Origin of the sequence: Rhodoluna sp. KAS3, from assembly GCF_026000575.1 — a bacterium.
Taxonomy (GTDB): Bacteria; Actinomycetota; Actinomycetes; order Actinomycetales; family Microbacteriaceae; genus Rhodoluna.
The window spans coordinates 755,487-782,177 of record NZ_AP026910.1; the positions used below are offsets into that span (position 1 = coordinate 755,487).

Annotated in this window: 27 protein-coding genes and 1 tRNA gene; 10 read left to right on the forward strand and 18 right to left on the reverse strand. The window is 52.1% G+C overall.

Going from position 1 to position 26,691, the window contains the following annotated elements; translation table 11 throughout:
• The first annotated feature begins 49 nt into the window (after positions 1-49).
• A complete protein-coding gene (gene rpsT / locus OO731_RS03760; protein WP_138275466.1) occupies positions 50-310 on the forward strand; it encodes a 30S ribosomal protein S20 in 261 nt (86 codons plus the stop codon).
• A gap of 25 nt (positions 311-335) precedes the next feature.
• On the opposite strand, the gene OO731_RS03765 is transcribed toward rpsT, so the two are convergent.
• From OO731_RS03765 to pabB, 6 genes are all read right to left on the reverse strand, one after another.
• On the reverse strand, positions 336-1,550 hold the full coding sequence (locus OO731_RS03765; protein ID WP_264889712.1) for an MFS transporter: 1,215 nt from the start codon (positions 1,548-1,550) through the stop codon (positions 336-338).
• Positions 1,534-2,526: a DNA polymerase III subunit delta gene (gene holA / locus OO731_RS03770; RefSeq protein WP_264889713.1), complete on the reverse strand. Its 993-nt coding sequence runs from the start codon at positions 2,524-2,526 to the stop codon at positions 1,534-1,536. The genes OO731_RS03765 and holA overlap by 17 nt, the downstream gene beginning before the upstream one ends.
• Positions 2,527-2,535: 9 nt before the next feature.
• Positions 2,536-4,713 (reverse strand): ComEC/Rec2 family competence protein, encoded by a 2,178-nt coding sequence (locus tag OO731_RS03775; protein WP_264889714.1) that lies wholly within the window; start codon positions 4,711-4,713, stop codon positions 2,536-2,538.
• A 64-nt stretch (positions 4,714-4,777) separates the two neighbouring features.
• Entirely contained in the window at positions 4,778-5,407 is a 630-nt protein-coding gene (locus tag OO731_RS03780; protein ID WP_264889715.1) for a helix-hairpin-helix domain-containing protein, read from the reverse strand.
• Between the two features lie 63 nt (positions 5,408-5,470).
• A complete protein-coding gene (leuS, locus tag OO731_RS03785) occupies positions 5,471-7,957 on the reverse strand; it encodes a leucine--tRNA ligase (protein ID WP_264889716.1) in 2,487 nt (828 codons plus the stop codon).
• Between the two features lie 79 nt (positions 7,958-8,036).
• A complete protein-coding gene (pabB, locus tag OO731_RS03790; protein WP_264889717.1) occupies positions 8,037-9,359 on the reverse strand; it encodes an aminodeoxychorismate synthase component I in 1,323 nt (440 codons plus the stop codon).
• Positions 9,360-9,443: 84 nt separating this feature from the next.
• Between pabB and OO731_RS03795 the strand changes: the two genes are divergently transcribed.
• Positions 9,444-10,238 carry an aminotransferase class IV gene (locus OO731_RS03795; RefSeq protein WP_264889718.1) on the forward strand — a complete coding sequence of 265 codons (795 nt, stop codon included), beginning with the start codon at positions 9,444-9,446 and terminating at the stop codon, positions 10,236-10,238.
• A 27-nt stretch (positions 10,239-10,265) separates the two neighbouring features.
• On the opposite strand, the gene cydC is transcribed toward OO731_RS03795, so the two are convergent.
• From cydC to OO731_RS03815, 4 genes are all read right to left on the reverse strand, one after another.
• Positions 10,266-11,888: a thiol reductant ABC exporter subunit CydC gene (cydC, locus tag OO731_RS03800; protein ID WP_264890664.1), complete on the reverse strand. Its 1,623-nt coding sequence runs from the start codon at positions 11,886-11,888 to the stop codon at positions 10,266-10,268.
• A gap of 4 nt (positions 11,889-11,892) precedes the next feature.
• Positions 11,893-13,338, reverse strand: a complete 1,446-nt coding sequence (locus OO731_RS03805; RefSeq protein ID WP_264889719.1) for an ABC transporter transmembrane domain-containing protein — start codon at positions 13,336-13,338, stop codon at positions 11,893-11,895.
• Between the two features lie 99 nt (positions 13,339-13,437).
• Positions 13,438-14,457, reverse strand: a complete 1,020-nt coding sequence (gene cydB / locus OO731_RS03810) for a cytochrome d ubiquinol oxidase subunit II (RefSeq protein WP_264889720.1) — start codon at positions 14,455-14,457, stop codon at positions 13,438-13,440.
• A 21-nt stretch (positions 14,458-14,478) separates the two neighbouring features.
• Positions 14,479-15,897: a cytochrome ubiquinol oxidase subunit I gene (locus OO731_RS03815; RefSeq protein ID WP_264889721.1), complete on the reverse strand. Its 1,419-nt coding sequence runs from the start codon at positions 15,895-15,897 to the stop codon at positions 14,479-14,481.
• Positions 15,898-16,046: 149 nt separating this feature from the next.
• Here OO731_RS03815 and OO731_RS03820 point away from each other — a divergent pair, with 149 nt between their 5' ends.
• From OO731_RS03820 to OO731_RS03845, 6 genes are all read left to right on the forward strand, one after another.
• On the forward strand, positions 16,047-16,769 hold the full coding sequence (locus OO731_RS03820) for a DedA family protein (RefSeq protein WP_264889722.1): 723 nt from the start codon (positions 16,047-16,049) through the stop codon (positions 16,767-16,769).
• Positions 16,769-17,506, forward strand: coding sequence for an SOS response-associated peptidase (locus OO731_RS03825; protein ID WP_264889723.1), 738 nt, complete (start codon positions 16,769-16,771; stop codon positions 17,504-17,506). Before OO731_RS03820 ends, OO731_RS03825 begins: the two co-directional genes overlap by 1 nt.
• Before the next feature lie 4 nt (positions 17,507-17,510).
• Positions 17,511-17,807 (forward strand): YdeI/OmpD-associated family protein, encoded by a 297-nt coding sequence (locus tag OO731_RS03830; RefSeq protein ID WP_264889724.1) that lies wholly within the window; start codon positions 17,511-17,513, stop codon positions 17,805-17,807.
• Positions 17,808-17,906: 99 nt separating this feature from the next.
• Positions 17,907-18,212: a DUF6504 family protein gene (locus OO731_RS03835; RefSeq protein WP_264889725.1), complete on the forward strand. Its 306-nt coding sequence runs from the start codon at positions 17,907-17,909 to the stop codon at positions 18,210-18,212.
• Positions 18,213-18,229: 17 nt separating this feature from the next.
• Positions 18,230-21,469, forward strand: coding sequence for a DNA polymerase III subunit alpha (locus tag OO731_RS03840; protein WP_264889726.1), 3,240 nt, complete (start codon positions 18,230-18,232; stop codon positions 21,467-21,469).
• A gap of 10 nt (positions 21,470-21,479) precedes the next feature.
• A complete protein-coding gene (locus tag OO731_RS03845) occupies positions 21,480-21,833 on the forward strand; it encodes a hypothetical protein (RefSeq protein WP_264889727.1) in 354 nt (117 codons plus the stop codon).
• 6 nt (positions 21,834-21,839) lie between these two features.
• On the opposite strand, the gene OO731_RS03850 is transcribed toward OO731_RS03845, so the two are convergent.
• Genes OO731_RS03850 through deoC form a run of 3 tightly spaced genes read right to left on the reverse strand, consistent with a single transcriptional unit; the run spans position 21,840 to position 23,965 of the window.
• Positions 21,840-22,598, reverse strand: coding sequence for a Bax inhibitor-1/YccA family protein (locus tag OO731_RS03850; RefSeq protein WP_264889728.1), 759 nt, complete (start codon positions 22,596-22,598; stop codon positions 21,840-21,842).
• Between the two features lie 9 nt (positions 22,599-22,607).
• Positions 22,608-23,243 (reverse strand): alpha/beta hydrolase, encoded by a 636-nt coding sequence (locus OO731_RS03855; RefSeq protein WP_264889729.1) that lies wholly within the window; start codon positions 23,241-23,243, stop codon positions 22,608-22,610.
• Between the two features lie 20 nt (positions 23,244-23,263).
• Positions 23,264-23,965, reverse strand: a complete 702-nt coding sequence (gene deoC, locus OO731_RS03860; RefSeq protein ID WP_264889730.1) for a deoxyribose-phosphate aldolase — start codon at positions 23,963-23,965, stop codon at positions 23,264-23,266.
• A 22-nt stretch (positions 23,966-23,987) separates the two neighbouring features.
• On the opposite strand from deoC, the gene OO731_RS03865 reads away from it, so the two are divergent.
• Entirely contained in the window at positions 23,988-24,212 is a 225-nt protein-coding gene (locus OO731_RS03865) for a DUF167 domain-containing protein (RefSeq protein ID WP_264889731.1), read from the forward strand.
• 24 nt (positions 24,213-24,236) lie between these two features.
• The gene (locus OO731_RS03870) at positions 24,237-24,692 is read left to right on the forward strand and encodes an RpiB/LacA/LacB family sugar-phosphate isomerase (protein WP_264889732.1); all 456 of its coding nucleotides are present in this window, start codon (positions 24,237-24,239) and stop codon (positions 24,690-24,692) included.
• 63 nt (positions 24,693-24,755) lie between these two features.
• Here the strand turns inward: OO731_RS03870 and OO731_RS03875 are convergent.
• From OO731_RS03875 to OO731_RS03895, 5 genes are all read right to left on the reverse strand, one after another.
• Positions 24,756-24,828: transfer RNA gene (locus OO731_RS03875), tRNA-Ala, on the reverse strand.
• Between the two features lie 27 nt (positions 24,829-24,855).
• Positions 24,856-25,236 carry a ribosome silencing factor gene (gene rsfS / locus OO731_RS03880; protein WP_138275488.1) on the reverse strand — a complete coding sequence of 127 codons (381 nt, stop codon included), beginning with the start codon at positions 25,234-25,236 and terminating at the stop codon, positions 24,856-24,858.
• Positions 25,237-25,248: 12 nt separating this feature from the next.
• Positions 25,249-25,890, reverse strand: a complete 642-nt coding sequence (locus tag OO731_RS03885; protein WP_264889733.1) for a hypothetical protein — start codon at positions 25,888-25,890, stop codon at positions 25,249-25,251.
• Positions 25,887-26,474 (reverse strand): nicotinate-nucleotide adenylyltransferase, encoded by a 588-nt coding sequence (gene nadD, locus OO731_RS03890; RefSeq protein WP_264889734.1) that lies wholly within the window; start codon positions 26,472-26,474, stop codon positions 25,887-25,889. The genes OO731_RS03885 and nadD overlap by 4 nt, the downstream gene beginning before the upstream one ends.
• Positions 26,475-26,495: 21 nt before the next feature.
• Positions 26,496-26,684, reverse strand: a complete 189-nt coding sequence (locus OO731_RS03895; protein WP_138315596.1) for a hypothetical protein — start codon at positions 26,682-26,684, stop codon at positions 26,496-26,498.
• Positions 26,685-26,691 lie beyond the last annotated feature (7 nt).

Genomic DNA, 26,691 nt, shown 5'->3' on the forward strand with positions numbered 1-26,691 from the left:
TTTGTTCAGCATGCCTGCGACTGCAGGGTGCAAACCAAGAAAGTGAAACATGGCAAACATCAAGTCACAGATTAAGCGAATTGGCACCAACCTAAAGGCTGCTGAGCGCAACAAGGCTGTTCGCAGCGAGGTCAAGACCGCTGTTCGCGCATCTCGCGAAGCGACTGCAAGCGGCGACAAGGTAGCAGCAGCAGCAGCTCTTGCACTAGCTGGCAAGAAGCTAGACAAGGCAGTTTCAAAGGGTGTTCTACACAAGAACAACGCTGCAAACCGCAAGTCAGCACTTGCCAAGAAGGTTGCAGCTCTCTAAACCGAAGCTTTAGAAAAACCCCGGGTCATTTGACTCGGGGTTTTTTATTGTCCTGAACCACACCTGGCTTACCTGCAATGTAGCCGCAGACCATCTGCAACACAGTCAGAACTGTTAGCAGCCAAAGGCTGACCGCCCAAGAGCCAGTTGCGGTGGCCAGAACACCAACTACGAAGGTGCCCAAGGCAGAGATTAAATAGCCAATCCCCTGGGTCATCGCTGACAACTGAGTCGTTGCAGCGCTGCTCGATGCGCGAATGCTCACTAGCGAGAGGGAAATAGGAAAGGTGGAGGCCTGCCCAATTCCAATCAAGATTGAGCTGAGCAGAAGAATCACTTCATCGGCGTTACTTGAGGCCAGCGATGTGGCCAACCCAGCAAACCCTGCAGCTGAAACCGCACTCGAGCCGGAAGCCCACCAGGCGAGTGATTTAAACCTGCCCAGGATCGACGACATTGCTAGCCCGAACGGGATTCCAATCGATGTTGCGATACCCAAATAAAAACTAACGTCGCCGTCGGTAAACCCTTTCGACAGCAGTGCCGTCGGAAGCCAACCAAGGATTGCGTAGAAACCAAGTGACTGAATTCCGAAAAACAGCACCAGGAGCCAAGCTAAGCCCGAATGGAGTGGAAGGGAACTTACCTGACCTAAGTGGGCAATCGGCGCAATCGAGTCGTTACGACCGCGAGTAAATTTTGGTGCCCAAAGCACAATTGCCAGCAATCCAGGTGCAGCCCAAATAGCTGATGCCGCTTGCCAACCACCTAGTGCGCCACTTACGGATACAGCCGAAGAGGCAGCAAAGCTGGCCGAAATTGCTAGCACCGTGGTGTACATGCCGGTGACCAGCGGAACCGACTTTGGAAAGTCTCGGCGCACCACCGAAGGCAACAGGACGTTGGCTGCAGCAATCGACAGCCCAGCCGCGACAGTGCCGACTAGAAGACCTGGGAACCCCAGGAACCCTCGAAGCGCCATCGCGATTGCAAGGACTAAGAGAACCAGCATCATGGCTCGGTCGACACCGAATCGGGATACCAACCAGGGACTAAAAAAAGCACCTAGGCCAAAACATAGAACTGGCGCTGCGGTCAACACGCTCGCATCGGTTGGAGAGAGCGCTAGCGAATCGGTTATTTCGGCTAGCAGAGGGCCAATAACCGCCACTGCGGGTCTGAGGACAAGGGAAATAGCAATTAGAGCTAGAAGCCCGAGAACCTTAGTTCGACGATTCACTTAGTCCCTTATTCGAGATGAGGTGAATGACCCTTTCAAGTGCATAGATAGGGTCTCGCTCCGCACCTTTGGCGGCGGCATCCGCAATCGCCATAGCTGAAACGGCGTTTGCCAGACCGTCGTCGGTCCAGCCAACGAGGTCTTTACGCGCTCGGTCAACCTGCCAAGGCGCCATGCCTAACGACTGCGGTGACGCCGAGCGGTTGCCGAAGATTTTGGCCAGCTGGCGAATCTTCATAGAGATGGCGGCAACTAGCGGTACTGGATCCGCGCCGGTAGCAATTGCATGACGGAGAAGCGACAGGGCCTCCCCCGACTTTCCGGCAAGAGCAGCATCTGCAACTTTGAATGCATTTGTTTCGACTCTGCCGCCGTAATAGCGATCGACAACACTTTCGGAGATGGTCTCAGAACTATCCATCAGCAATTGATTACAAGCCGAAGCCAGCTCTGCAATGTCATCAGCAAATGCGTCAAGCAAAGCTCTAACGGCTGCTGGAGCGATTTTCCTATCGGCGTGGGCAAATTCTGCTTGAACAAAAGACACGCGATCAGCATCTTTTTTTATCTCAGCGCAATTGATTTCTGTTGCGTGGCTGCTGACACGAATGGCATCAACGAGTTTCTTGCCTCGAACGCTCGAACCGTTGTGCCGGAGAACTACGGTGGTGTCTGCAGTGGGGTGTTCGAGGTACGCAATGCCATCGGCAATTAGGTCATCAGAGCACCGCTCGAGCCCACGAATGATCAACAATCGAGGTTCGGCAAATAGCGACGGACTGGTCAGGTTTAGGAGAGTTCCGGCTGAGTAGTGCGATGCCTCGATTTCGTGAATCTCAAGCGCATCATCTTGCCCCTTTAGGGTTTCACGAATCATACGAATTGCTCGACCGGCCAAAAATTCTTCTGGACCTGAGACAAAAACCACGGAATCCGGTGCCGCATGGCGCCAGTCAATGATCTTTGCTTTACTCACCCCATAAGCCTAACCGCGACCGCTGACTCCAAGCTTCAAGTCATTCTGGTTGATCTGGAGCGAGATCGACCCCAGATTGTCTGTTCTCAGCGTTTCACAATTCAAGCTTTCCAAAAGATCCAGCGTTCTTCTGGTCGGATGCCCGTAACTGTTGCCCTCTCCAGAGGAAATCAGACACACATCTGGGCGAACTGCCTCATACAGTTCGGAGAATTGGTCCCGTGATCCGTGATGGGCAACTTTGAGAATCATGGGTACGTTGTCGAGGCCTTGCCCAAGCCAGGTTGAAGATGCCGCGCCAAGACGCATCTGGCCCCTTTCACCTAGATCTGCGAATGCGAGGAAATTAAGCTCGGCGCCCTTCCAAAGCATCGCAAGACTAGCGTCATTTGAGTCCTCAACCAGGTTTAGGTTCCTTGGTGGATTCAGCACCGTCCAGGTGAACGCCCCTAGCTTCCCGCTATCGCCCTCAAATGGCCGATAGATGCGTGACCCCGTCGCCTGCAGTGTCTCTTGAACATTGCTAGCAGCCCAACGTTCATCCGGAAACGGAGAAAGTAATACCTCGCCGATGCGACGACCAGCAAGCGCACCACCGAGCCCACCCACATGGTCTAGGTCGTAGTGGGTAAGCACCAGCAGGTCGATGGTCTGCACCCCAAGTCGATCCAAGCATTCTTTTGTGGGCGCATTCTCGCGACCAACATCGATTACAGCAGTTAGCCCCTCAGAACGAAGGACAAACGCATCCCCTTGTCCAACATCGCAGGCAACTACCTGCCATGCCTGGTTAGGCCAGGTTCCGTATCTCTTTGCAGCCGAACCAGCTGACCCGATGGTCACGCCCAAAATTATTAGCAGAGCAAAAGCCGCCCAGTTCTTTGATTTCTGAGCAGATGCCAGCAGAAAAACTACCAGCGCGATAATTACGGCCACGGCCGAAATCGCACCAAGAAATCCGTTTGGCCATGGAATTACTCCGCCAGCCAGACTGCTCAACAATTGGGTGGTCACGACTATCCACTGCGCTGCGACGGATGCGAGCCAACTTAGAGCGGCAGCCAGCCCAGGTAGCGGAAGGGCAACCAAGCAACTAAGAATACCCAGGACAGTAATTGGGGCGACCATTGGTTCGACCAGAAGATTGGCCAGCAATGAATAAGTGGCTAAACCCTCTTGGAGCTGCAAAAGAACGGGCAAACACATAACCTGAGCACCCGCCGAAACAGCGAGTGGCAGCGCAATCCATGCAGGCATAAGGGACTTGAACTTCTCATACAGTGGCCTGGTGAGCAGAAGTATCCCTGCGGTTGCGGCCACCGACAGCATGAAACCGTAATCTGTTGCCAACCATGGGTCGATGCAAAGCAGCACCAACACGGCAAGCGCAAGAGCTGGCGAACCAGCAGCGGGCCGACCTAGAGAGGCAGCGACTAAAACTACACCAGCCATAAAGGCAGATCTGATTACGCTTGGCTCGGGACCGACCAGCCCGACATAAAGCACCAGTGCTACAACACCAATAACTGTGCGAACAATCCTGCGCCGCGAGATGCGCATCGAAACTAAATACACCAGCCCGACCACGATTGCACAGTTTGCCCCAGAGACCGCAGTCAGGTGCGTCAAACCAACCGCCTTCATCTGAACGGAAAACTCATCACTAAGTAGCCGCTTCTCTCCGATGGCCAATCCAGCCACCAGCCCCTTAGCCTCAGCCGAAATACCGGCCAGATTAACCAGGAAAGAATCTCTGAACCGCTTTGAGGCATTTGCTCCTGGGTGAGCTGGCATTAACAATTCGAAGCCAGAAATGCAGCTCGCGCGAAAGATTTGTCGATTGACCGATTGAATGGGCGCAAAATTCATAAAACACCGATACTTTGCTCCAACCGCAAGCGACTCACTCGGATCTTTTCCGTTCAAAACCCCAAATGCGCGAACTTTGGCAACTTCGTTATCAATGTGAATCGACTCAAGCAAAATCTCGAAACGCGATCCGGAGAAGGCTGAATTGGTCGCAGGCAGTTCTCGAATAACTGAGAATTCAGCTTGGCCGCCTTCATAGTTTTCGATTACTTTTACTAAATTTGTCGGCTTTGAGTTGCCGAGTTGAATCCCATAGGAGGTCAATCCCACAGTTAGAGCTAAGAAAGTTGGCACCAGCCAGCGCAGAAGTTGCCTCATGTCCCCAAGCCTTGAATTAGGGCCACCAATGAAATCCAAAGAACTCCGGCAGCAATCCAAATTCTCAAATGGTCACCTCGTTCATCAGGCCCGCAAATAATTTGTCGCCAATACCACCCACGTTCTTCAAGTCTTCTATGGCTTGGAAACCGCCATTCTGTTCGCGATAATCAATAATTCGACCAGCTAAGGCTGGGCCTACTCCGGGCAAAGACTCGAGTTCAACCTGAGATGACCGATTGAGATTTATTTTTGCCGTCTGACCTTCTCCGTTATTGCCATTTATCGGTGCTTCACCAATTGCACCGATGTGGATTTGCTCTCCATCGGTAAGCGATCTCGCAAGGTTTACGGTGGCTTGTTCAGCATCTTCGGTAAGCCCACCCGCCGCAAAAACAGCATCGAAAACTCTAGATCCAGCCTCAAGTTCATAAATACCGGGCTTCTTAACCTCGCCGATTACGTGTACGAAAATGATTGCTTGGTTGACTGAAACGCTCGCAGCCGAAGGCTCGATGGTTTGATTTTCTCCAGGTCCACTCAGGGAAATCTGGGAATCACCAGTGGCCCCGGTAAGACTATTGACTGCAATTAGAGCAACGGCAACGACTCCCAGCAACAGAAAAGCGAGTTTTTTACTGATGGGTTGCGTACCCGACAGCGCCTCTGAAAACCTGGACTTTATCCAACCCATTACCAAAAGGTAAAGCGCCCAGTGATTGCACTGAGCGCCTTAGGTAGTTCTGTGAGTAACTGTTTACTTGGTTGCTATGTTCACAAGTTTTGGAACGCGAACAATGGTGTTTGCAATTGACTTATCCCCAATTGCACGCTTGACCGGTTCTGATTGCATAGCCAAAGCGAGGAGTTCATCCTCGGAAATGTTTACGTCAACTTCAAATTTGTCCCGTAGCTTGCCGTCGACCTGCACGACAGCAACCACTGAACTTTCAACCAGCAAAGTTAGGTCGGCTTCAGGCAGCTGTGCAAGCGCAACTCCAGGCTGGTGACCAAGCTGTGCCCACATGTCCTCGGCCGTATACGGAGCAAAAAGCGAGAGTGCCTTTGCCACGACTTCGGCTGCCTCGCGCACTGCTGGATCAGCAGGACCGGCAGCGCCGTCAATAGCCTTACGAAGCGCATTGACTAGCTCCATAATTTTGGCAACACCGACATTGAACTTGAAGCCTTCAATTACTGGGCCAAAGTCACGCAAGAAAGTGTGGGTCGCCTTACGCAACTCCTTGTTTCCAAGTGCAGCATCTGACCCAACTGGGCTAACGACATCATTGGCTGCTCGCCAAGCACGCGCAAGGAACTTGGCCGCACCCGACGGAGAAACATCAGCCCAGTCGATGTCATCCTCTGGAGGACCGGCAAATGACATAGTCAAACGAACAGCATCTACACCGTGCTCGTCCAGCTGCTCGCTCAAAGCAACGATGTTTCCACGAGACTTTGACATCGCAGAACCGTTCATAAGAACCATGCCCTGGTTAAGTAAGCGCGTAAACGGCTCTTCAAAATCTAGCTTTCCTAGATCGTGCAGAACCTTGGTAATAAACCTTGCGTAGAGCAGGTGAAGGATTGCGTGCGTTACGCCACCAACATACTGATCAACCGGAGCCCAAGCCTTGGCTTCATCCTCTGGAAAAGCAACCTCAGTTGAGTTTGGAGACAAGAAACGAAGGAAATACCAGGATGAATCCACGAAGGTATCCATGGTGTCGGTGTCGCGAAGAGCCGGTCCAGCACACTTTGGGCAGTTTACGTTCACCCAGTCGGTTGCTCCGCCAAGTGGCGAAGTTCCCTTTGGCTTGAGGTCTAGGCCTTCGGCCGATGGAAGCTCGACTGGCAACTGATCCTGCGGAACAGGCACCTCACCACACTTTTCGCAGTGAATGATAGGAATTGGTGTTCCCCAGTATCGTTGGCGCGAAATTAGCCAGTCACGAAGTCGGAAGTTCTTGGTCTTCTTACCTTTACCTTCGGACTCAAGCAGTTCAGCAATTTTCTGGATTGCGTCTGCTTTAGAAAGCCCATTGAGCGGACCCGAGTTAATCAGGGTTCCTTCTCCAGTAGTGGCTACACCGCTGGTATTTGGGTCCTCTTCGCCGGTCTCAAGCACCACCTGAACCGACAGCCCCATAGCCTTGGCAAAATCCAAGTCGCGCTGGTCATGGGCAGGAACAGCCATAATCGCACCATGACCGTAGTCGGCAAGGACATAGTCAGACGCAAAGATTGGTAGCTTGGCTCCGTTTACCGGATTGATTGCAAAACGCTTTAGGTCAACACCCGTCTTCGGGCGGTCGGTAGCGAGTCGTTCAATGTCATTGGACTGCTTGACCTTTTCAAGGTAGGCATCAAACTGCGACTGAACATCAGCGTCGGCGCCTGCCGCAAGTTCCGCTGCCAAAGCACTGTCTGCGGCGACAACCATGAAAGTCGCACCAAACAGGGTGTCTGGGCGAGTGGTAAATACGGTTACCGGCTCTTCGCGGCCTTCAATCACAAAATTGACGTCGGCTCCGTGGGAACGCCCAATCCAGTTTCTCTGCATAGAGAGAACCTTTGACGGCCAATTGCCTTCGAGGGTGTCCAAATCATCGAGCAGGCGGTCAGCGTAATCGGTGACTTTGAAGTACCACTGGGTTAGAGCCTTCTTGGTCACTAGGCTGTCGCAACGCTCACACAGCCCTTGGACAACCTGCTCGTTTGCCAGCACGGTTTGACAGCTTGGGCACCAGTTGACGTTTGAGTTTTTGCGGTAAGCCAAGCCCTTGTTGTAGAACTCAAGGAATAACCACTGGTTCCAGCGGTAGTAAATCGGGTCTGAAGTAATCAGTACGCGGTCCCAGTCAAATGAGCAGGCATATCTACGCATCGATGACCGCTGTTGCGCGATGTTGTCGTAGGTCCAACCCTTAGGGTCCAGTCCGCGCTTAATTGCAGCGTTCTCGGCAGGGAGACCGAATGAGTCCCAACCGATTGGATGCATGACGTTGTATCCCTTTTGCACCCAGTATCGAGAAATAACATCGCCTAGCGCGTATGCCTCAGCGTGCCCCATGTGTAGGTCGCCCGATGGGTAAGGAAACATATCCAAGACGTATTTCTTAGGGCGAGGATCTCCGGCATTTCCCGACGCAAATGGACGCAGTTCATCCCATACCGGAAGCCATTTTTCCTGGATGTTGAATACGTTGTATTCGTTCTCAACCGGCGCGTTTTGCTGGGTCATGTGCTCACTTCTCAGGGGTGCGATTCAATAATCAGTACTAAAGAACAAGGTTACCAATTAGATGGTGACAAACTCGGAGCTAACTCCACGGATTAGGCGCGTTTAGCACTTTCAGCAAGGCCTGGGCTTTGAGCTCAGTCTCAGCAAGTTCGGCATCCGGGTCTGAGTCAGAGGTAATGCCACCACCCACACCAAGACTTACCTGTCCAGACTCAAAAATAAGCGTCCTAATAGTCATTCCAAATTCTGCAGAACCATCAACCCCGATGTATCCAAGCGCCCCCGAATAAACTCCGCGAGGCCCAGCCTCTAGGTCTGAAATGATTTCCATGGCACGGATTTTAGGAGCACCCGTCATCGACCCACCAGGAAATGCTGATGCTAGGACTGCTGAGATGTCCAGGTCGTCCTTCAACTGAGCAGTGACGGTTGAGACCAACTGATGAACGGTCGCGTAGGTTTCGACCTCGAAAAGTGCGGGAACCTGGACACTGTCAATTTCGGCCACCCTTGAGAGATCATTGCGCATCAGATCTACGATCATTAGGTTCTCGGCGCGTTCCTTAACGTTTGATTTGAGTTCGGCTGCGATTGTCGCATCGGTCAATTCATCAGCTCCCCGCCCTCGGGTGCCCTTGATTGGCTTGGTTGAGAGGTGCCCAGATGAGTCGAGCTTGAGGAACTGCTCAGGTGAACTGCTCACCACCGCTTTGTCGCCGAATCGAAGATATGCGGAATATGGCGCTGGGTTTTGTTCTCGCAAAGCCAGGAACGTAAAAAGCGGATCCGCGTTGGTACTTAGGGTGACCTGATTGGTTAGGCAAATTTGATAGACATCCCCGGCCTCGATGTGGCGCTGGGCCGATTCGATCATCCCGAGATATTGACTTGGGCTGTGCCTCAATTGAGCAGAAAAAGTAACCTGATCTGCCCTGAATCGATTTCGGTAAATAGACTGCTGCCCGCCAACCAAAGTCAGGCGTAGCAAGGCGGCTCGATGCCAAGCACTAAAAGCCCGCTGGCTCTCAAACAACCCAACAAAGTACATCGACTTGTCGAGGTGATCAAAAATAATCGCTCGATCCACACTGATGAACGCGTGCGAACTATCAAGCTCATAGTTGAGGCAACCAACCAACCCAGGGCGCCACGAAAAAGGAAGGTTTTGATTACCCGCGGCATCCACCGCAACATCGATTTGGGGATTGCCAACCGCCCTACCGATTGACGCAACACCGTCAACAGAGAATATTTCTGGAGTTCCTGCACCCATGACGCTGAACGGTTCATCGATGTGGTGTTCGCGATCGAGCCAGAAAGCGTAGGGTTCTGAGCTGTAAAACTGAGCAAATACGTCAGCTGGCGCAGCCCAACCGGCAAGGTGCGCAGAGTACAGCTGCATTTGTCTCCCGGTTCACTTTGGCTTTCGATGGTTTCGTAATCTAGATTAGACGCACTACAGCGGGTATTAGCCGGAGGTGAAAAGATGTCTGACGCAGCACAGTTCTTTTGCTTTAAAGACGGCTCATTGCAGTTAGTCACCTCACCACCAGAATCCGAAGTCGAACTTTCCGTCGCCGACTCCTGGCTGGTCGATGAGGGGCGGGTTAGAAATCTGCAGGCTCACTTCTCTCGTTTCGGCGACTGGGTTCAGCAGATAACCGATGTGTGCGACGAACAATTGGAACCATTCTTCGATGCTGTTCGAGAAGCAATTCCTAATCAGGGTCGCTGGTTTCCACGTATTGAATTTCACGGAGAGGCCACCGCGCCAAATCACCTCTTCTTGAGACTGCGCGAGGCGCCCGAGCAGCTGGGGCCCATTACCCTATGGACTTATCCAGAAACCGACCCGCGACACCATCCAACCGTCAAGGGCCCAGATTTGAGCCTCTGCCTGCAAGTGAGAAGAGCCGCTCAGATGCACGGCGCCGACGAGGCAGTCTTTTTGGATGAGCGCGGAAACCTTATTGAAGGCGCCCTGAGTTCAATTGTTTGGTGGCGTGGGGATGTCCTGTGTGCACCAGACCACCAAACCAAATGGCTTCCGAGCATTACTCGACAAGAAGTTTTTGCGATAGCAGAGCAAATGGGCATCCGCACCCGCACCGAAAATGCTCGACCAGCTGACTTAGTTGAACTTGAAATCTGGGCCCTTAGCTCTTTACAGGGCATCAGATTGGTTCGAGACTGGATTGATCTCGGCGGCCCAGTCGGCCCAGCTAAACATCTAGAGTCATTTCAGAAGCGATTGAGACTCCAGCTGACCGCTATCGATTAAGCCAGGGATTGAATCGCAAGTTCATAACTAATCGAGGCGGCTGGTTAATTGCACTTTGCGACTGGTGAATTCGGCTATCGCATCGTCATGGGTAATCAGGAGCACGGTTCGATGCGACCCTGCTGCAGCAAGCAAATCACGGATAAGTGGCACCGCCGTGGCATGGTCGACATTGGCTGTGGGCTCATCGAGGATAAGGACCTGAAAATCGGCCAGCAGCGCTCGGGCAAGCCCCAAACGCTGCGCTTCACCACCACTGATAAGCACTCCGCGCTCCCCCAACTCGGTATTCAAGCTTTCCCGGGTTTCAAAAGTCGCGCGAAGCCCAACTCGATCAAGCACCGCGAGTAGTTCATCATCCGATGCCGTTGGCTTTGCGATCAGCAAGTTATCACGCACTGAACCAACGAAGATTGTTGGTTGCTGTTCAACCAAGCCGATTACTCTCCGCAAACTACTTGGATCGAAGTCACTGATTGACTTACCGTTTATCGTGAGTGAGCCAGCCCTGGTGTTTAAGAAACCCAAAAGCAGATTTGCCACCGTGGTTTTACCGGAGCCGCTGGCGCCAACGAGCGATACCCGGTCACCGAACCTAATCGACATCGTGAAATCCTGAAGGCCAGCTTCTGAGTTTGGATAGGTCGCGGATGCCCTGTTGAAACTAATCTCATCTACCTGAGTTAGTCCGATTTGGCCTCTGGACTCTTCGATTTCCGATGGAATCGAAGTATCGAGAAAGTCCTGTATTCGTGAAGCGGATGCTTGGTATTTTTGCCAGACTGAAACCAAGGACTGAGCCGAAGAAACAACCTCGAAAACGGCCATCGGCAACAAAACCAAAACAGCAAGCAAAACTCCATCGATCTGACCGGCCACAACGGCCTGAGCCCCGATAAACGACAAGCTGAATGTTGCCATCGATGAAAAAACCAGGATGAGCGCCTGGCCCAGACCAGCCGCGCTAGCGGATTTGACTGACTTTTTGAGCAGACCATCCGTATTCTTGCCAAGTTCATCGAGGACAACCGAGGCCCAGCCAAAAGCCTTCAAAACATCGAGGTTTTCCAGCAACTCCAAGCTGCCGCTGGATAACTCTGCCTTGGCGTTCAAGGTCGACTCATCACTAGATTTGCTGACCAAACCTGAGATTGGCAAAGCGATTAGAAACGCACCGAGTAAGCAAAGCCCCAAAGCGCCAGCGGCACTTGGAACGAGAAGGCCTACACCGATGACTGCCAGCACACTGACCACGACCGCCTGCAATAGTGGCGCTACGACCCTAACCGGAAGATTTTGGAGTTCGTCTACATCGTTTATGAGTCGCGAAATGGTTGCGCCTCTGTCGGGCAAACCGGCAGGTGCGAATGGAATGAGTTTTTGCAGCAATTTTGGCCGTTGCAAGCTGAGCATCCGAAACGTGGCATTGTGAAGAATGACTCGTTCGGCATAACGGCCGGCTGCCCGACCCAGCGCAAAGCCTCTGACCCCAACAACGGCAACCATTAGGTACATCACCGGTGGCTGCTCAGCAGCCCTCGAGATAAGCCAAGCAGAGGTTGCCAGCAGGGCGACGGCAGAGAGAGCCTGAATTATGCTCACGAAAAGCCCGACGCGATACTCGCCAGTTCTGGGTAGGCCAATCCTCATCAATTTACGCACCGGCGACCTCAACTATCTCATCGGCTGCCGCAATCAGGGCTGGTTGGTGTGTGGCTGCGATAACCGTGAACCCACGGCCTGCAAACCAACGCAAAGAATCGATAACTCTGGTTGCTCGCGAGCTGTCGATAGCCGAAATTGGTTCATCCAGCACCAGCATCGGGGTTTGTTGGTTGAGCGCACGATAAAAGGCTCTAGCCAGCGAAATTCGCTGAGCCTGACCGCCAGACACTCCCTGTCCATTTGGTCCAACCACCGAGTGCATATCAAGGTCATCTAGGGCCGCGAGCATTAGTGACTGAACCAGAGCCGGATGATTGACATATTGCGAATCCTTGGAATTTGGACCAAGAATGTTGGTTTCAACTGTTCCCTCAAGAAGCATGGTTCGCTGGGGTACCCAGCTAGAGCGGGACAAAGCGGTGGATTCCCCAGAATCATCGATGCCAATTATCGAGCGCAGCAAAGTGCTCTTGCCCGAACCAGACGGACCGACAATGACTGCCAATTGCCCTGGTGCAAAGGTTCTTGGCTGCCTAGCTGAACCCTCTCGAACTTCTTTTGAAGCCTCAATCGCATCGAGGACCACCCCAGATGCTGTGACGCCCTCAGCGGCAGCGTGAAAGTTCACTCCGACCTGCCTTATTGGCAGATACGCCTCCGGTGCAAGAATCAGAACGAAAAGCCCGATGAGCAGAGTCACCTCGCCGTTCACAAGCCGAAGACCTATCGAAACTGCAATCAGAGCTACCGAAAGACTCGCCAGGAGCTCTAAGGCAAAACCGGATAGGAATGAAACCCGCAAGACCTTCATGGTGCGCTCTCGGTATTCCTCGCTAACTTCAGCTATTTTGGTCACTTGCATTTGCGCCCGACCAAAAACTCTCAAGGTTCCGAGGCCTCTCATCACCTCTAGAAAGTGCCCGGTCAGCTTAGAAAGCGCCTCAAACTGCTTTTGCTGAACCGACCTGGTGGCCCAGCCAATTAGAACCATAAACAACGGGATAAGCGGAATGGTTAACATCACGACAAGTCCGCTAGCAAAATCGGCTAGTGAAATAATCACGATGAGAATCGGGGTGATTAGAGCGGTGTAGACCAGCTGAGGCAGGTACTTGGCAAAGTATGCATCCAGCGCGTCCAGCCCTGAAGTAGCTGAAGTATTTACCGTTGCTATTCTTTGCTTGGCAAGCCATGCTGGCCCAAGTTTCACGACGGCAGAAAAGTATTTTTTGCGTAGCTCTTGCTTGACCAAATTCGCAGCCCGCTGAGCGAGAAACTCTTGAAACCAGACAACTAACGCTCGGACTAGCCCTGCCCCGAGAGCAAACCAGAGGTTGCCCGTAACCGCAGAAACTGGCACCGATTCAACAAATATCTGACTTACAAACCAAGCTAAATTCCAGGCTGCAACGACTGTCGACAGGCTGGAAAGCATGGCAAGAGCGACCACGCTGGCTATAAACCAGCGGGCCGCTCCTGCCTCGCGAAGTAATCGCGGATCTAAAGGCTTGATTTGAAAACCTAACCGATCGATTTAGTGCGCGTGTGCCGGAATTGACTTGCGACTAACCCGCTTGCGGAAAACCCAGTAGGTCCAGGTCTGGTAGGCAAGCACCAAAGGAATCATGAACACAGCCACCCAAGTCATAACCGTTAAGGTGTATTGGCTTGAAGAGGCATTCTCGATGGTGAGGCTAAATGCAGGATCAATTGATGAGGGGAACACATTCGGAAACAGAGCAGCAAACAGACTGCCAACCGCCGTGATGATAGTTACCACCAGCAACGTGAACGAAATTCCCTCACGTTTGAACAGGTTTGCAACTAGCCCAGCGATAAGGCTTACAGCTGCCAGTGCCGAAAGGATGAATCCCAAGACACTGAAGTGCGCGACCAAGGTCCAAACCAAAAAGGTAGCAGCCAAGAGTGTTGCGGCTGATCCGACTTTGGTGGCCAGTGCACGAGCCCGCTCCTTGATATCTCCATCTGTTTTTAGAGTGATAAAAACCAGACCATGAGTCCAGAACAAGGTCAGAGTCACTAACCCGCCAAGTAGACCGTATGGATTTAGAAGAGTGAAAATCGTACCGGTGTAAACGTGGTCCTGGTTCAATGGAACTCCCTGCACGATGTTTGCGAAGGCAACTCCCCAAAGCAGTGCCGGAACAGCTGATCCGATCACAATCATCCAGTCAAAGTTGGCTTTCCAACGTTCTTCGTTTGCACCAATCGTGTGCCCCTTGCCGCGGTATTCAAACGCCACACCGCGCATAATTAGGGCAACGAGGATAATCAGTAGTGGCAAATAGAACCCGCTGAACAGCGATGCGTACCACTCTGGAAAAGCCGCGAAAAGGCTTGCACCCGCCACAATCACCCAGGTTTCGTTTAGATCCCAAACTGGACCAATGGTGTTGATAAGCACCCTTCTATCGGTGTCATCTTTGCCAAGAAACGGCAGCGACATACCAACGCCAAAGTCAAACCCGTCGAGCACAAAGTACCCAATGAACAAGAAACCGACGATTAGGAACCAAATTTCATTCAATTGCATTTTCTTTTGTCCTATCGATTTCTAGTAGGCAACAGCCAGTTGTTCAGCATCGGAATCTTTTTTAACATCGACTTCTTCGATGCCTTTTTGAGCTGCAGCAAGCAAAAGCTTCATCTCGACAACCGCGAGAATTCCATAAACAGCTGTGAAGACAATTAGTGAGATCAAGACATCAACACCATTGATGCCTGGAGAAACTCCATCGGCAGTCTTCATTAGTTTGAACACCAGCCAAGGTTGGCGACCCATCTCGGTGAAAAGCCAACCGATTGAGATGCCAAGTACCGGAAGTGGTGCTGCCCAAATGGCAACATTCCAAGTCCAGGTTGGCAGGGTGAAGTTGCCCTTTCGGGTCAGAAACAAGCCAACTGCAGCGATCAGGAATGACAGTGCACCGAGTGCGATCATCCAACGGAAGGCCCAGTAGGTAATCCAGATAGTAGGCATGTAGTCCCCAGGCCCGTAGGCCGCAACGTACTGTGCCTGCAGGTCGTTCAGACCTTCAACCTCACCATCGAGAGTGTGGGTTGAAAGAAACGAAAGCAGGTTCGGAATACGAATAGACCAAAGTTCACTCTTGCCGTCTGGTGTTCCCAGGGTGAATATCGAAAATGACGCTGGCGCTGAGGTGTTGTAGAGCGCCTCGGCAGCTGCCATTTTCATTGGCTGGGTCTCAACCATGGCAAGGCCTAGGCCGTCACCGCTAACCGCAGTTCCCACGCCACCCACGATTACAGACCAAAGGCCAAACCGCAGCGATGTGCCCATGGTGTCTACCTGCTGGTTGCGCTTCAGGTGGTACGCAGCCACGGATGCAATTACGGCACCGGCAAACATTAGCGATGCGGTGATGGTGTGAGGAAACTGGTTGAGCGCAACAATGTTGGTCAAGACAGCACCGATGTCGACTAGTTCGGCTCGATTTTTTGCTTCGTTTATCTCAAAACCAACTGGGTTTTGCATGAACGCATTTGCAGCCAGGATGAAATATGCAGAGAGCAAGACACCAAAAGCGGTCATCCAAATGGTGGCGAGGTGAACCTTCTTTGAAAGCCGGTCCCAACCAAAAATCCACAACCCGATGAATGTCGCTTCGAAGAAGAAGGCCAATAGACCTTCCATAGCCAATGGGGCTCCGAACACATCTCCGACAAATCGAGAGTAGTCAGACCAGTTCATACCGAATTGGAACTCTTGAACGATTCCGGTGACAACACCCATCGCAAAGTTGATCAAAAAGATCTTTCCGTACAGCTTGGTCATTTTTAGGTACTTCTCTTTGCCGGTGCGCACCCATGCGGTTTGCATGATGGCCACCAGCAAAACCATGCCGATAGTCAGTGGCACGAACAGGAAGTGGTAAACGGTGGTTAGACCAAACTGCCAACGCGATAAATCTAAGGCGCTGAGTTCGGTTAGCACTGCAGGAATTGCGTGCATTGCGTTCTCGCTTTCTGAAGAGATTTCGGTCTCTCCAATTCCGGTTTACTCCCCTTTATAACGTTTTGGCAACAAAGGTTAGGCATACCTAAATTACTAGAAGACTTTTCCAAAAAGCGAGTGTGACTCGCGTCTGTCATGATTAAACCGTGAATGAGATTCTTGACTGGATTCTGAACATGGTTCAGAGCGTTGACCCGGCAACTCGCAACCTTTTGGCCGGCCTCGCAATCATGCTCGAGACCTCGCTTTTCATCGGTTTGATTATGCCCGGTGACACCGTAGTTCTAGTTGCCTCAACGGGCGTACTTGACCTCGGCGACTTTTTCTTTTTGCTCGGAGCAGTCCTGCTAGGTTCACTTATCGGTGAGTCGGTCGGCTTCCTGATCGGCAGGTTCTTCGGAGAGCGCATCCGTGCCAGCCGGTTGGGTCAAAAAATTGGTGAAAAAAACTGGCAGATGGCTGATGTGTTTGTTGAAACCCGCGGCGGTTTGGCGGTAGCGATTTCTAGATTTCTGCCAGTACTGCACTCTTTGGTTCCGGTTGTGTCTGGCATGACCAGGATGAAGTACCGAGTATTCATCCGCTGGACTGTAGCTGCTTGTGCGGTGTGGGCCAGCGCCTATGTCGGTGTCGGCTATCTGGCGCGCGCCAGCTATGAAGAGGTTTCCAAGAACCTCAAGTTCGGCGGATTAGTTTTCGTGGTGATTATCATCGCGTTTGTGGTTCTGGTTCACTTTGGTAAAAAGCGGCTAGAGAAATCTGCCGAACGCATGATTGCCGAGGGTGAGGCTGCAATGGCAGCAATTGCCGGCGCCGAGCAAATCGAACGCGGCGAAGAAAACAACTTCGATCAAAGCGAGAAAAACTAATGTGTGGTCGGTTTGTAGTTGCTCGCGCAGTTGGTGAAATCCAAACCATTTTCGAGGCTGACGAAATCGTCGGGAGCGTTCCAGGGGTCAGCTACAACGTTGCTCCCACCCAGCCAATCGCAATCATTGTCGACCGTGCTTTTGAAAAAGCTGAAGACGGATCCCCAATCGGCGAACTGAGTCGTGAAATTCATTCGGCTCGCTGGGGCCTGGTGCCACGTTGGGCCAAAAGCCCAGACGAACACGGCCCGCTCATCAATGGCAGAATCGAGTCAATTCTCGAAAAGCCTTCTTTCAAAGATTCAGTAATCCGCCGTCGCTGCGTTATTCCGGCTTCTGGTTATTACGAATGGCAAGTCGCCGCAGATGGCACCAAGCAGCCGTTTTACATCTCTGCTGGCACCGATGGAATGTTTGCATTAGCGGGCTTGTACGAATGGTGGGCAGATCCGAGCAAAAACGCTTCAGACCCAGCTCGTTGGCTACTTTCGGCAACCACTCTGACCAAGGACTCCGCCCCCGAGTTAGCCCACATCCACGACCGCAATCCAGTTCTACTATCGCCGGACACCTTTGAAGCATGGCTTGACCCGCACATTATTGGTGATCAAGAGCTACTAGAGGCAGTTGCCATTGACTCTGACATGGTTGCGGCAGAGGCAGAATTTTTTAAAGTCAGCACCGATGTTGGGCAGGTTCGCAACAACTCCCCCGAACTCATCAGAGCTTTGAGTTAACGCAGTGGCCAATCGCAAGAACGACGAACGCGAGTCAGGCAGGAATGCCCCGCGCGATAAAAATGGCAAACTCAAGCGAAAACTGAGCGAGATGCCGGCCGATGTCAAACTCTCACTTGAAGAGACTGGCCTGCGCGCTGATTTTGATGCTCGACCGGCCTATCAACGCAATGACTACCTGGCCTGGATTATTCGATCGAAGTTTCCGGCTACTCGCACCAAGCGGCTAAATCAAATGTTGGCCGAGCTCGAATTGGGTGGCGTCTATATGCGCATGGACCATCCAGCCTCTAGAAAATAAAGATTTAATCAAAACCAATTACTTTTGTCAGCGGTTCCCTCTACACTCTTAACATTCGAACAAGTGTTCGAATAACTTAGTTTTCGAGAGGGGCCAGCTGTGCTGCGCGTAGATGAGAGCGTGTCGGTTTCTACTAACCGAGGAGGTGAGCCGATCGGCTTTTGGTGGCGAGGCGGTAGCTACCTGGTTAATTCAAAGCCCGTGCGCTGGTTTGCCCGCAGAGAATGGTGGAATGAGTCAGCAAGAGTCCAGCGAGGAATCGGTGCCGGAGTACTTGAAGTAGAAATGTGGCGTATTTGCGCATCTAGCGAAGACAGCAAAACAGCTCAGTACGAACTAGTACACACGCTCGATACGCACGGCAACGACCGCAATACTTGGCGACTAGCCCGGGTCTACGCCTAGAGAGCCTCAGGTTACTCATGGAGAGATTCACTCATCTCAACGTGGCATCTGCCTTCTCGGGGCACTACGGAGTCACCAGACCCGAACAGTTAGCCGAGGCGGCAGTCAGCCTGGGCTTTGACGCACTCGCAATCACCGACCGAGACGGCCTATACGGAGCAGTAAAACACATCGGGGCTTGTCTAAAAGTTGGGCTATCCCCGATAGTTGGGGTAAATCTACTGGTCTTCGATGATTCAGGCGCAGACCTAGCTCGCTGCATAATTTTGTGCCACGGCCACACCCAAGGCGCCGGCTGGTCTCAGCTATGTCAAATAGTTTCAGGCGCCCACTCGGGCCGCATCTTTGGCAGCAGCAAAAAGAGCATCGGAATCAAACGCAGCCAACTGTCAAAGTTGATCGGCGACCAGGCTAATTGCACGGTACTAATCACCCCAGACAGCGATGTAGGCAGAGAGGCTATTGCCGGAAACCGCATCCGGGCCAAGCAAGCGCTGGATGCCTGGAAGCAACTGTTTCGAGCACCGGGTTCTCTTGGGCTAGAGATCGCCAGCCACATCACTGAACCTGGTACCGAATACTCAGTAGACCAGAACCGCCGGCTACTGCAGCTTGCCGACGCACTATCGGTGCCTACGGTACTAACCAATTCGGTCAGATACCTCGACCCAGATGGTGCCCTGACTGCAGACATTCTGGATTCCGCGAGGCATTTGGAACCATTGGGTTACTTTAGGCCTCAACCCAACGCCCAGGCTTGGCTAAAACCCGGCGGGCTGATGCATGCGCTTGCTTTAGAAATAACTCAGGACCAAGCACGAGCCGGGCAACTGATTGAAACCACCAACAAATTGGCTGAACGATGCCGGCTTGATCCGGTAGCTGATTGCAGCTGGGGAAAGCCCAAAACTCCAGAGAAATCTGCCTTAGGAATAGACGGCAGCCCATTTGAGGTGCTTTGGCAAAAAGCACATGCCGGAATATCGCGCTACTACCCCACCGCGAGCCAAGCTGAGCTTCAGCAAATTCAGCATCGACTCGGGCAAGAGTTGATCACAATCAACAAACTGGGTTTTGCGACCTACTTTCTGACAGTCGCTGATGTTGCCCAGATGATTCGCGACATGAACATCCGCAGTCAAGCTAGAGGTTCGGGAGCTGGCTCGCTAACCAATTACCTACTAGGCATAAGTGGCGTAGATCCAATCGAACACGACTTACTGTTTGAACGCTTTCTCAGCACCGAAAGATCATCTCTGCCAGACATCGACATCGATGTAGAGTCAGCTCGAAGACACGACATCTATCGAGCAGTTTTCAAACGCTACGGCTCTAATCGCGTGACTCTGCTATCGATGCAAAGCAAATACCAAGGGCGCGGTGCAATGCGCGACTCTGGCCTGGCACTGGGGCTCAATGATGACCAAATTGATGAAATCGCCAAGAGCATGTGGCGTTTCAGCGCCAGAAATTTTAGAGGCGCACTGGCTACTAAACCAGAGCTAGCAAAATTTGCTGAAGAGGTAGAACAAGATCGGCAAATGAACCTGCTGGTAGACATAACCGAAAGGCTAGACCGGCTACCGAGGCACATATCGATGCACCCGTGCGGGGTAATCCTCGGAGACCTCAATCTGTTGCAGGTTACGCCGATCGAGCCGAGTGGCATGGGTCTACCAATGAGTCAGTTCGACAAAGACGACATGGACCCTATGGGTCTACTAAAACTCGACATCCTTGGCGTGCGCATGCAAAGCGCAATGGCCTATGCCGTTCGTGAGATAGAACGGGTTAGGGGCCAAAAGCTTGATCTAGATGCCATCCCTCGAGACGATCCGGATACTTTCAAACTAATCAGAACTACCAACACCCTAGGGATCTTCCAGATTGAAAGCCCCGGCCAGAGGGAACTAACCGGAAAACATCAACCAACCGAGTTCAACGACCTAACTATTCAGATTTCTCTCTTTAGACCAGGGCCGATGAAGGGCAATATGATTGCGCCCTATCTTGATGGCAGACATGGCTTTGCTAAGGCCGACTTCATTCACTCGGATCTAGAGCCGATCTTGCGAGAGACCTGGGGTGTGGTGATATTCCACGAGCACGTAATTCGAATCCTGAGCAAGATGACTGGGTGCAGTCTGGCCAAAGGCGATGAGATGAGGAGATCACTTGAGAACCCGCGACTAAAACCAGAAATTGAAAAATTCTTCAGATCTGAATCTGCTAATCGGGGCTATTCTCAGCCGGTTATTGAACGGGTTTGGTCAATTATCGAGGGCTTCAGCAGTTTCGGATTCTGCAAGGCACACGGAGCGGCCTTTGCCGTGCCTACCTATCAAAGTGCGTGGCTGAAGACCCATCACCCCACCGAATTTATGGCGGGGCTTTTCACCCATGACCCGGGCATGTACCCAAAGCGTCTTTTGCTCTCTGAGGCCCGGCGGCTAGGCGTGAAGTTGTTGCCGGTTGATGTAAATAAATCCACCGATGAATACCTCGTCGAAGAAGACGGGATCAGAATGGCAATCCACGAGATTCAGGGAATCAGTGAGGCTGAGGTGAAGCGAATACTGGAACACCGGCCGTATACAGACATTGGGGATTTTTATCTGCGCGCTAGACCGAGTAGAAGAACGCTCGAAAATCTGGCCCTAATCGGAGCACTGGACTCTCTGGCTAAAACAGAAAGCGGAAGCAATCGAGGAGACATACTGGCCAGGGTCAGGCAACTCAACGCGATTAAGAATCGGCCACTTCCCGAGTCCCAACAGCCAACCTTAGATTTCAATTTGATTGAGCAACTTCCACAGGGCAACCCAAACCCAAGTTCAGCGGAGCAAGTGGCTAGCGAACTAAGCATTTTGAAACTTGACGTTACCGAACATGTGCTTGAGCTCTATCGCCCAATGCTTGACGAAATGGGGGTTGTCAGGGCCGATGAACTGGTTGAGTTGCGCAGTAAAACCGAGGTTTTAGTGGCTGGAGTAAGGGTTGCAACCCAGACGCCACCTATGAAGTCGGGCAAACGCGTGGTTTTTGTTACCTTGGATGACGGTTCGGGATGCAGTGATAGTACATTTTTTGATGAAGCTCAAAAACGCTGCAGCCATATCCTGTTCAACACTCGACTAATTGTGATTGCCGGACAGACCAGGCGGACCGGCGTTAGGGGTGTTTCGATCATGGCTGAAAACGCCTGGGACATCAGAGAGCTTTGGAATCAGTGGCTAGCTAAACAAGCTGCAAGTTAGAAAGGCAAGTATGAACCGGCGCGACCAATTCTTCATTATGACCGCGGTCGGTTTGGCTACTCTGGCACCTTGCATTTGGCTATCCGGCGCAGCCGTCGACTACCCAGATACCAAAGCCCTAAACGATCAAATTGCAGCCTTGGGCGATGAAGAAGTAGTCATTGGCGAAATCTTTCCGGGCGCCTGGAAATCAATCGACGTTACCTGCGCTGAAGACTCGACCCAGACACTGAAATTCGTCACAAACTCGGAGTCTCAAAATCTAAATACTCCGCGTTTCAAACTTCCCCTAGAAACACTAAATCTGTGTGCCGAAGGCTCAAAGTCCTTAGAACACACAGATTCAGTAGCGCTAAAAAACTAATTCAAATTAGTCGCGATTAAAGATTGCGAGCAACCGCAGAATCTCTAGGTAAAGCCAGATCATCGACGCGGTCAAACCAAATGCCGCACGCCACTCATTCTCAACCGGCATACCGCGACGGGAACCGTCAACGATCGCCTCAAAGTCAAGGTTTAGGGTGAATGCTGCAAGCACTACGCCCGCGAGCCCAGCCAACCAAGCAAAGCCTGAAGAGTAAACGCCAGCGTTGCCAGCAATCATTCCAACGATGAGGTTGATGATCGCAAAGCCCATGTAACCCATCAGAGCAAAAGTCATTACTCGAGTGAATCGGGCGTTCACCTTGATCCAACCAAAACGGTAAGCGGCGAACATGGCACCCGCGGTAGCAAAAGTACCAAGTACAGCATTTTGAACAATGCCCGGATACTGAGCCTCATAAATCGCCGAGATTCCACCGATGACTACACCTTCTACAGCGGCGTACGCGATGATTACTGCCGGACGAACCTGCTTTGAAAAGGTTGCCCAAAGACCGAGGCCAAGGCCAACAAAGAGCGCAGGCATGAACAGAGCCTGTAGCGCAGGAATCACCCAGGTTGCCGCAGCAGTTGCCACCAAAATAAGGAACAAGCCAAACACCTTGCCGGCAGTACCCTCTACGGTCATCTTTGGGGTCGAGGTAATTTTTGCGAACTCAGCGTCAACTGCGGCCTGATCAATTCGGGCAGCTTCGACACCGGTCTGCATTGCACGATTAAAAAGTGGGTTGTGTGAAATAGACATGGCTAAATTTTATGAGAGTTGTCTGGCAATTTGCTGAACATGTTCACCAGCAATTGTGTGCCCACCCGGATGCATCAATAGCTCAACCTTGGCGCCCAAACCCACAAACTCCTGAATCATTGCTTCAGTTCGTTCCGGCGGCGAATAGTGATCTTGCTCTCCGTTCGCAATCCAAACGCGCTTACCGACCAGACTTGGCAATTTCTTGAAAGGTGTTTTCTCAAACGACTTGGTCGTACCGAAGGCCACGATTCCTTTGAGCGCGTCCGGCTGTAACAGCAACATGGCACCGGCTGCGTTAGCGCCATTAGAAAAACCAACCGCGTAGACATTCTCTGAGTCGAACCCATATTCCCCCGAGGCCACCCATAGAAACTCGGCTAGCTCAGCCGAGTTGCGGACAATACCAGCCTCGTCAAAACTGCCATCTTCGTAACGCATGAAGAAACGGTTAGCGCCCTCAGCACGCACAAGACCTCGGGGCGACAACAAGTTCGCGTTTGGATCAAGAGCCTTACCAAGCGGAAGGAGGTCGAACTCATCAGCGCCCGAACCATGCAGTAACAGCAGGGTTCTAGACCCTGCAACGTCATTTGCTGGGCGCCATACGTGCGGCCGAGTTAAGTCAGATGCTGAGATAGCCATTGCGAATTACTGCTTGATACCTAAACAGCCTTGGAGTCGAACTCAGCCAGGATCTCAGCAGCAATCGAGGTGCCACAGCGAGAAGCACCCGCTTCAATAAAATCGACCACCTGATCAAGAGTCCTGACACCACCTGATGCCTTGACCTTTAATCTGTCTCCTACACAGCTCTTCATCAGGGCAACGTGCTCTAGCGTCGCTCCCGCGGCAGCAAAGCCAGTAGAGGTCTTTACGTAGTCGGCACCGCCTGCCTCGGTGAGTTTGCAGGCTGTGGCAATTTGCTCATTGGTTAGCAAGGCGGTTTCAAAAATAACCTTGACGATGATTGATTCGCGCGACTCTCTGGCAGCCGAAACTACGGCCGCAATATCAGCCTCAACGAAATCTAGGTCACCTGAAATCAGCGCAGAAACATTCAGCACCATGTCGATTTCGGTAGCACCCAGAGATATTGCCTCCTGAGTCTCAAAAACCTTGGTGGCGGTTGTAGTTGATCCGTGTGGAAACCCAATCACGGTGCACACTGGCACTTCGGACTGCTTCAAAACCTCGTGAGCCACAGCAACATCCATCGGACGAATGCAGTAAGAAGCAACATCCTCATCGAGGGCAACTTTGGCACCAACGGTTACATCGGTGTAGCTTGCATTCGGCTTCAAAACCGAGTGGTCAAGCGTCTTGGCAATTTGGGTTCGGGTGAGTCCGCGGTAAGTCTTTGACATGCCTTCAGTTTACGCTTGACTCATGCGCATCACGGTTCAAGTCAAACCGGGCTCAAAAAAGGGGCCACTGATTGAGAATTCCCCCGATGGAACCCTAGTGGTCTTTCTTCAACAGCGGGCCGTCGATGGCGCGGCTAACGAGGGGCTTATCGCCCTGTTGGCTAAACACTTCGGCGTTTCAAAGTCGAGAGTGTTCATAGAAGCTGGGCATGCATCACGCATTAAACGAGTCTCAATCGACAACTAGAAAAGGACAGCTATGAAGATTGCAATGGCAAACGATCACGCAGGGCGTGGACTAAAAAATGAAATCAAGACATTGCTAGAGAGCTGGGGCCACGAGGTAGTCGATTTCGGCACCCACACCGATGACCCAGCTGATCTTCCAGACTTTGTCTATCCGGCAGCGATGGCGGTAGCTCGCGGAGAGGTAGACCGCGGCATTTTCGTCGACGGTGTTGGTTACGGTAGCGCCATGATAGCTAATAAGGTGTCGGGAGTTTATGCGGCAGTTTGCCAGGATTCATTCTGCGCTGAGTTGGCCCGGTCCCACTCTGACACCAACGTTTTGTGCCTCGGCGGAAAAATCATCGGTTCGGCTATTGCCCTCGAAATCGTTCGAGTCTGGATGGAGACCGAATGGCTTGGACGCGACGAACCGAAGTACGCCCGCAGAGTACAAAAAGTTGTGGACATCAATAATGCCCAGTTGGTAGCCGTAAAGTAGCTTGTTTCGGCTGACCCGGTTAAACGAAATTCCCACCAAATGTATGGTGGGAATTTTCGTTTGTGGACCCGACGGGATTTGAACCCGTGACCCCCTGCATGCCATGCAGGTGCGCTACCAGCTGCGCCACGGGCCCGATCGTTGCCGAGGCAACTTTGATAGTTTACAACAAGTTTTCAGCTGCCGGAACTATGTCCAACTTAACCACTGGCTGGTCGCTGTAAAGACGCTCTAGTGAATAGAACATGCGGTCTTCTTCATGCATGACGTGGCAAACAACATCGCCAAAGTCAAGAAGAATCCAACGCCCTAGTTCTTTACCTTCGCGGTGTAGCAACTTGAAGCCGTTCTCAAGCATGACTTCTTCGATGTTGTCAGAGATTGCCGATACCTGACGTTCGTTTCGGCCAGAAGCCAATACGTAGATGTCGGTGAGCGGCATTACCGCTGTGATGTCGAGAGCAATGATGTTTTCGGCCAATTTATCTGCGGCGGCATTGGCTGCTAGATTGGCGGTTTTGATTGCTTGAGCGGTTGCGGTCACGATGTCCTTAGATTACTTGAAGATACCAAGCATATACGCTCCGAGCACTAATCCGCCCATAGTGACCATAAGCACAGAGATTGTAGTAACCAGATAAACCTGATTTTGCCCCTTGGCCAGCTTGACCGGAACAACGTTAACCTTGGCTGAGCGACCCACTACCCCAGCGGCACTAAGTGGCTCAACGTTCGAGACCGAGCCGCTAATACTGTCAATAGCTAATGCTTCATCGGTGTAATTGGCGTCCTGAATCGCCTCGAACTCACCGGTGTTGGTGGTTAGTTGTGGCAGTTCAATTGCTCCGGTGCGCAACCACTCACCTGTCTCACCAATCGCCCCAGATAGGTCATCGATGCTGGCAACCTTATCCAACACAATTGTTGCCGAAGCCGTATCGGTGGTCAGATTTGGTGAAACATCAAACAGTGGTGCGGATTCCTCTTGGTCAGCCTCAACTTCTTCTGGCACAACCGCTTCTAGCTCAATTTCTTCTGACTCAACCGTCTCGAGATCAACGATGGCAGGAGCGTCGACCGCTGGTGAGGCAATGATCTCGACGGCCTGGGTTGGAGTCTTCTCAAAGCCGGGTAGCGGCTTGCCTAAGCGCGCCGCCTCGCTCAGCTGCTCGCGAGTAATGAACTGACCGTCGGTCACTTGTTCCCCTCATAAAGTTGGTGCTCAGTAATGTAATCAAGAACCGCATCCGGTAGCAGATACCTGGTTGGCTTACCCTGAAGAACTCTCTCGCGAATGTCGGTTGAAGAGATAGCCAAGGCAGAAATTTCAACCAAGGTCACTGCGTCCTCTGCACCCCGAGGTACGGAAAGCTCATGACCTGGCCTCGAAACACCGATGAATTTTGCCAGTTTCAGGAGTCGTTCCGGATCCTTCCAGCTAAAGATATCAGCTAGCGCGTCTGCACCGGTAATGAAGAAAAGTTCAGCTTCTGGGTTTTCGGCGGCAATGTCTGCCACGGTGTCGACGGCATAAGTTGCTCCGCTCCGGTCAACGTCAACCCGACTAACTGAGAAATCGGGATTTCCCTCGATCGCCAACCGGGTCATTTCGAAGCGGTGAGCAGCATCAGAAACTGAGTTTTTTTGCCAAGGCTGCCCGGTCGGAACGAAAACAACGTGATCCAGATTCAGCGCGAATGCGACCTCGTTGGCCGCAACCAAGTGGCCGTAGTGAATTGGGTCAAAGGTGCCACCCATCACTCCCAATCGAGCGTGGCTCATTCGGCTAACCCGTCGAAGTGTTTAGTGGTGTGAGTTAGAGTCAGTTGACTTGTGGTCGTGACGGTTTGCAACGTCGCGGTATGACCAGGTGATCAGACCCAAAAGCACGAACACACCCATCGCAATTACACCAAAGTAAACGGCTGGGAATGGAAGAGTCACAAAAGCTTCGTGCTCACCCTCAACTGCTGCTGCAAGAATCGCGTTCAATTTTTCT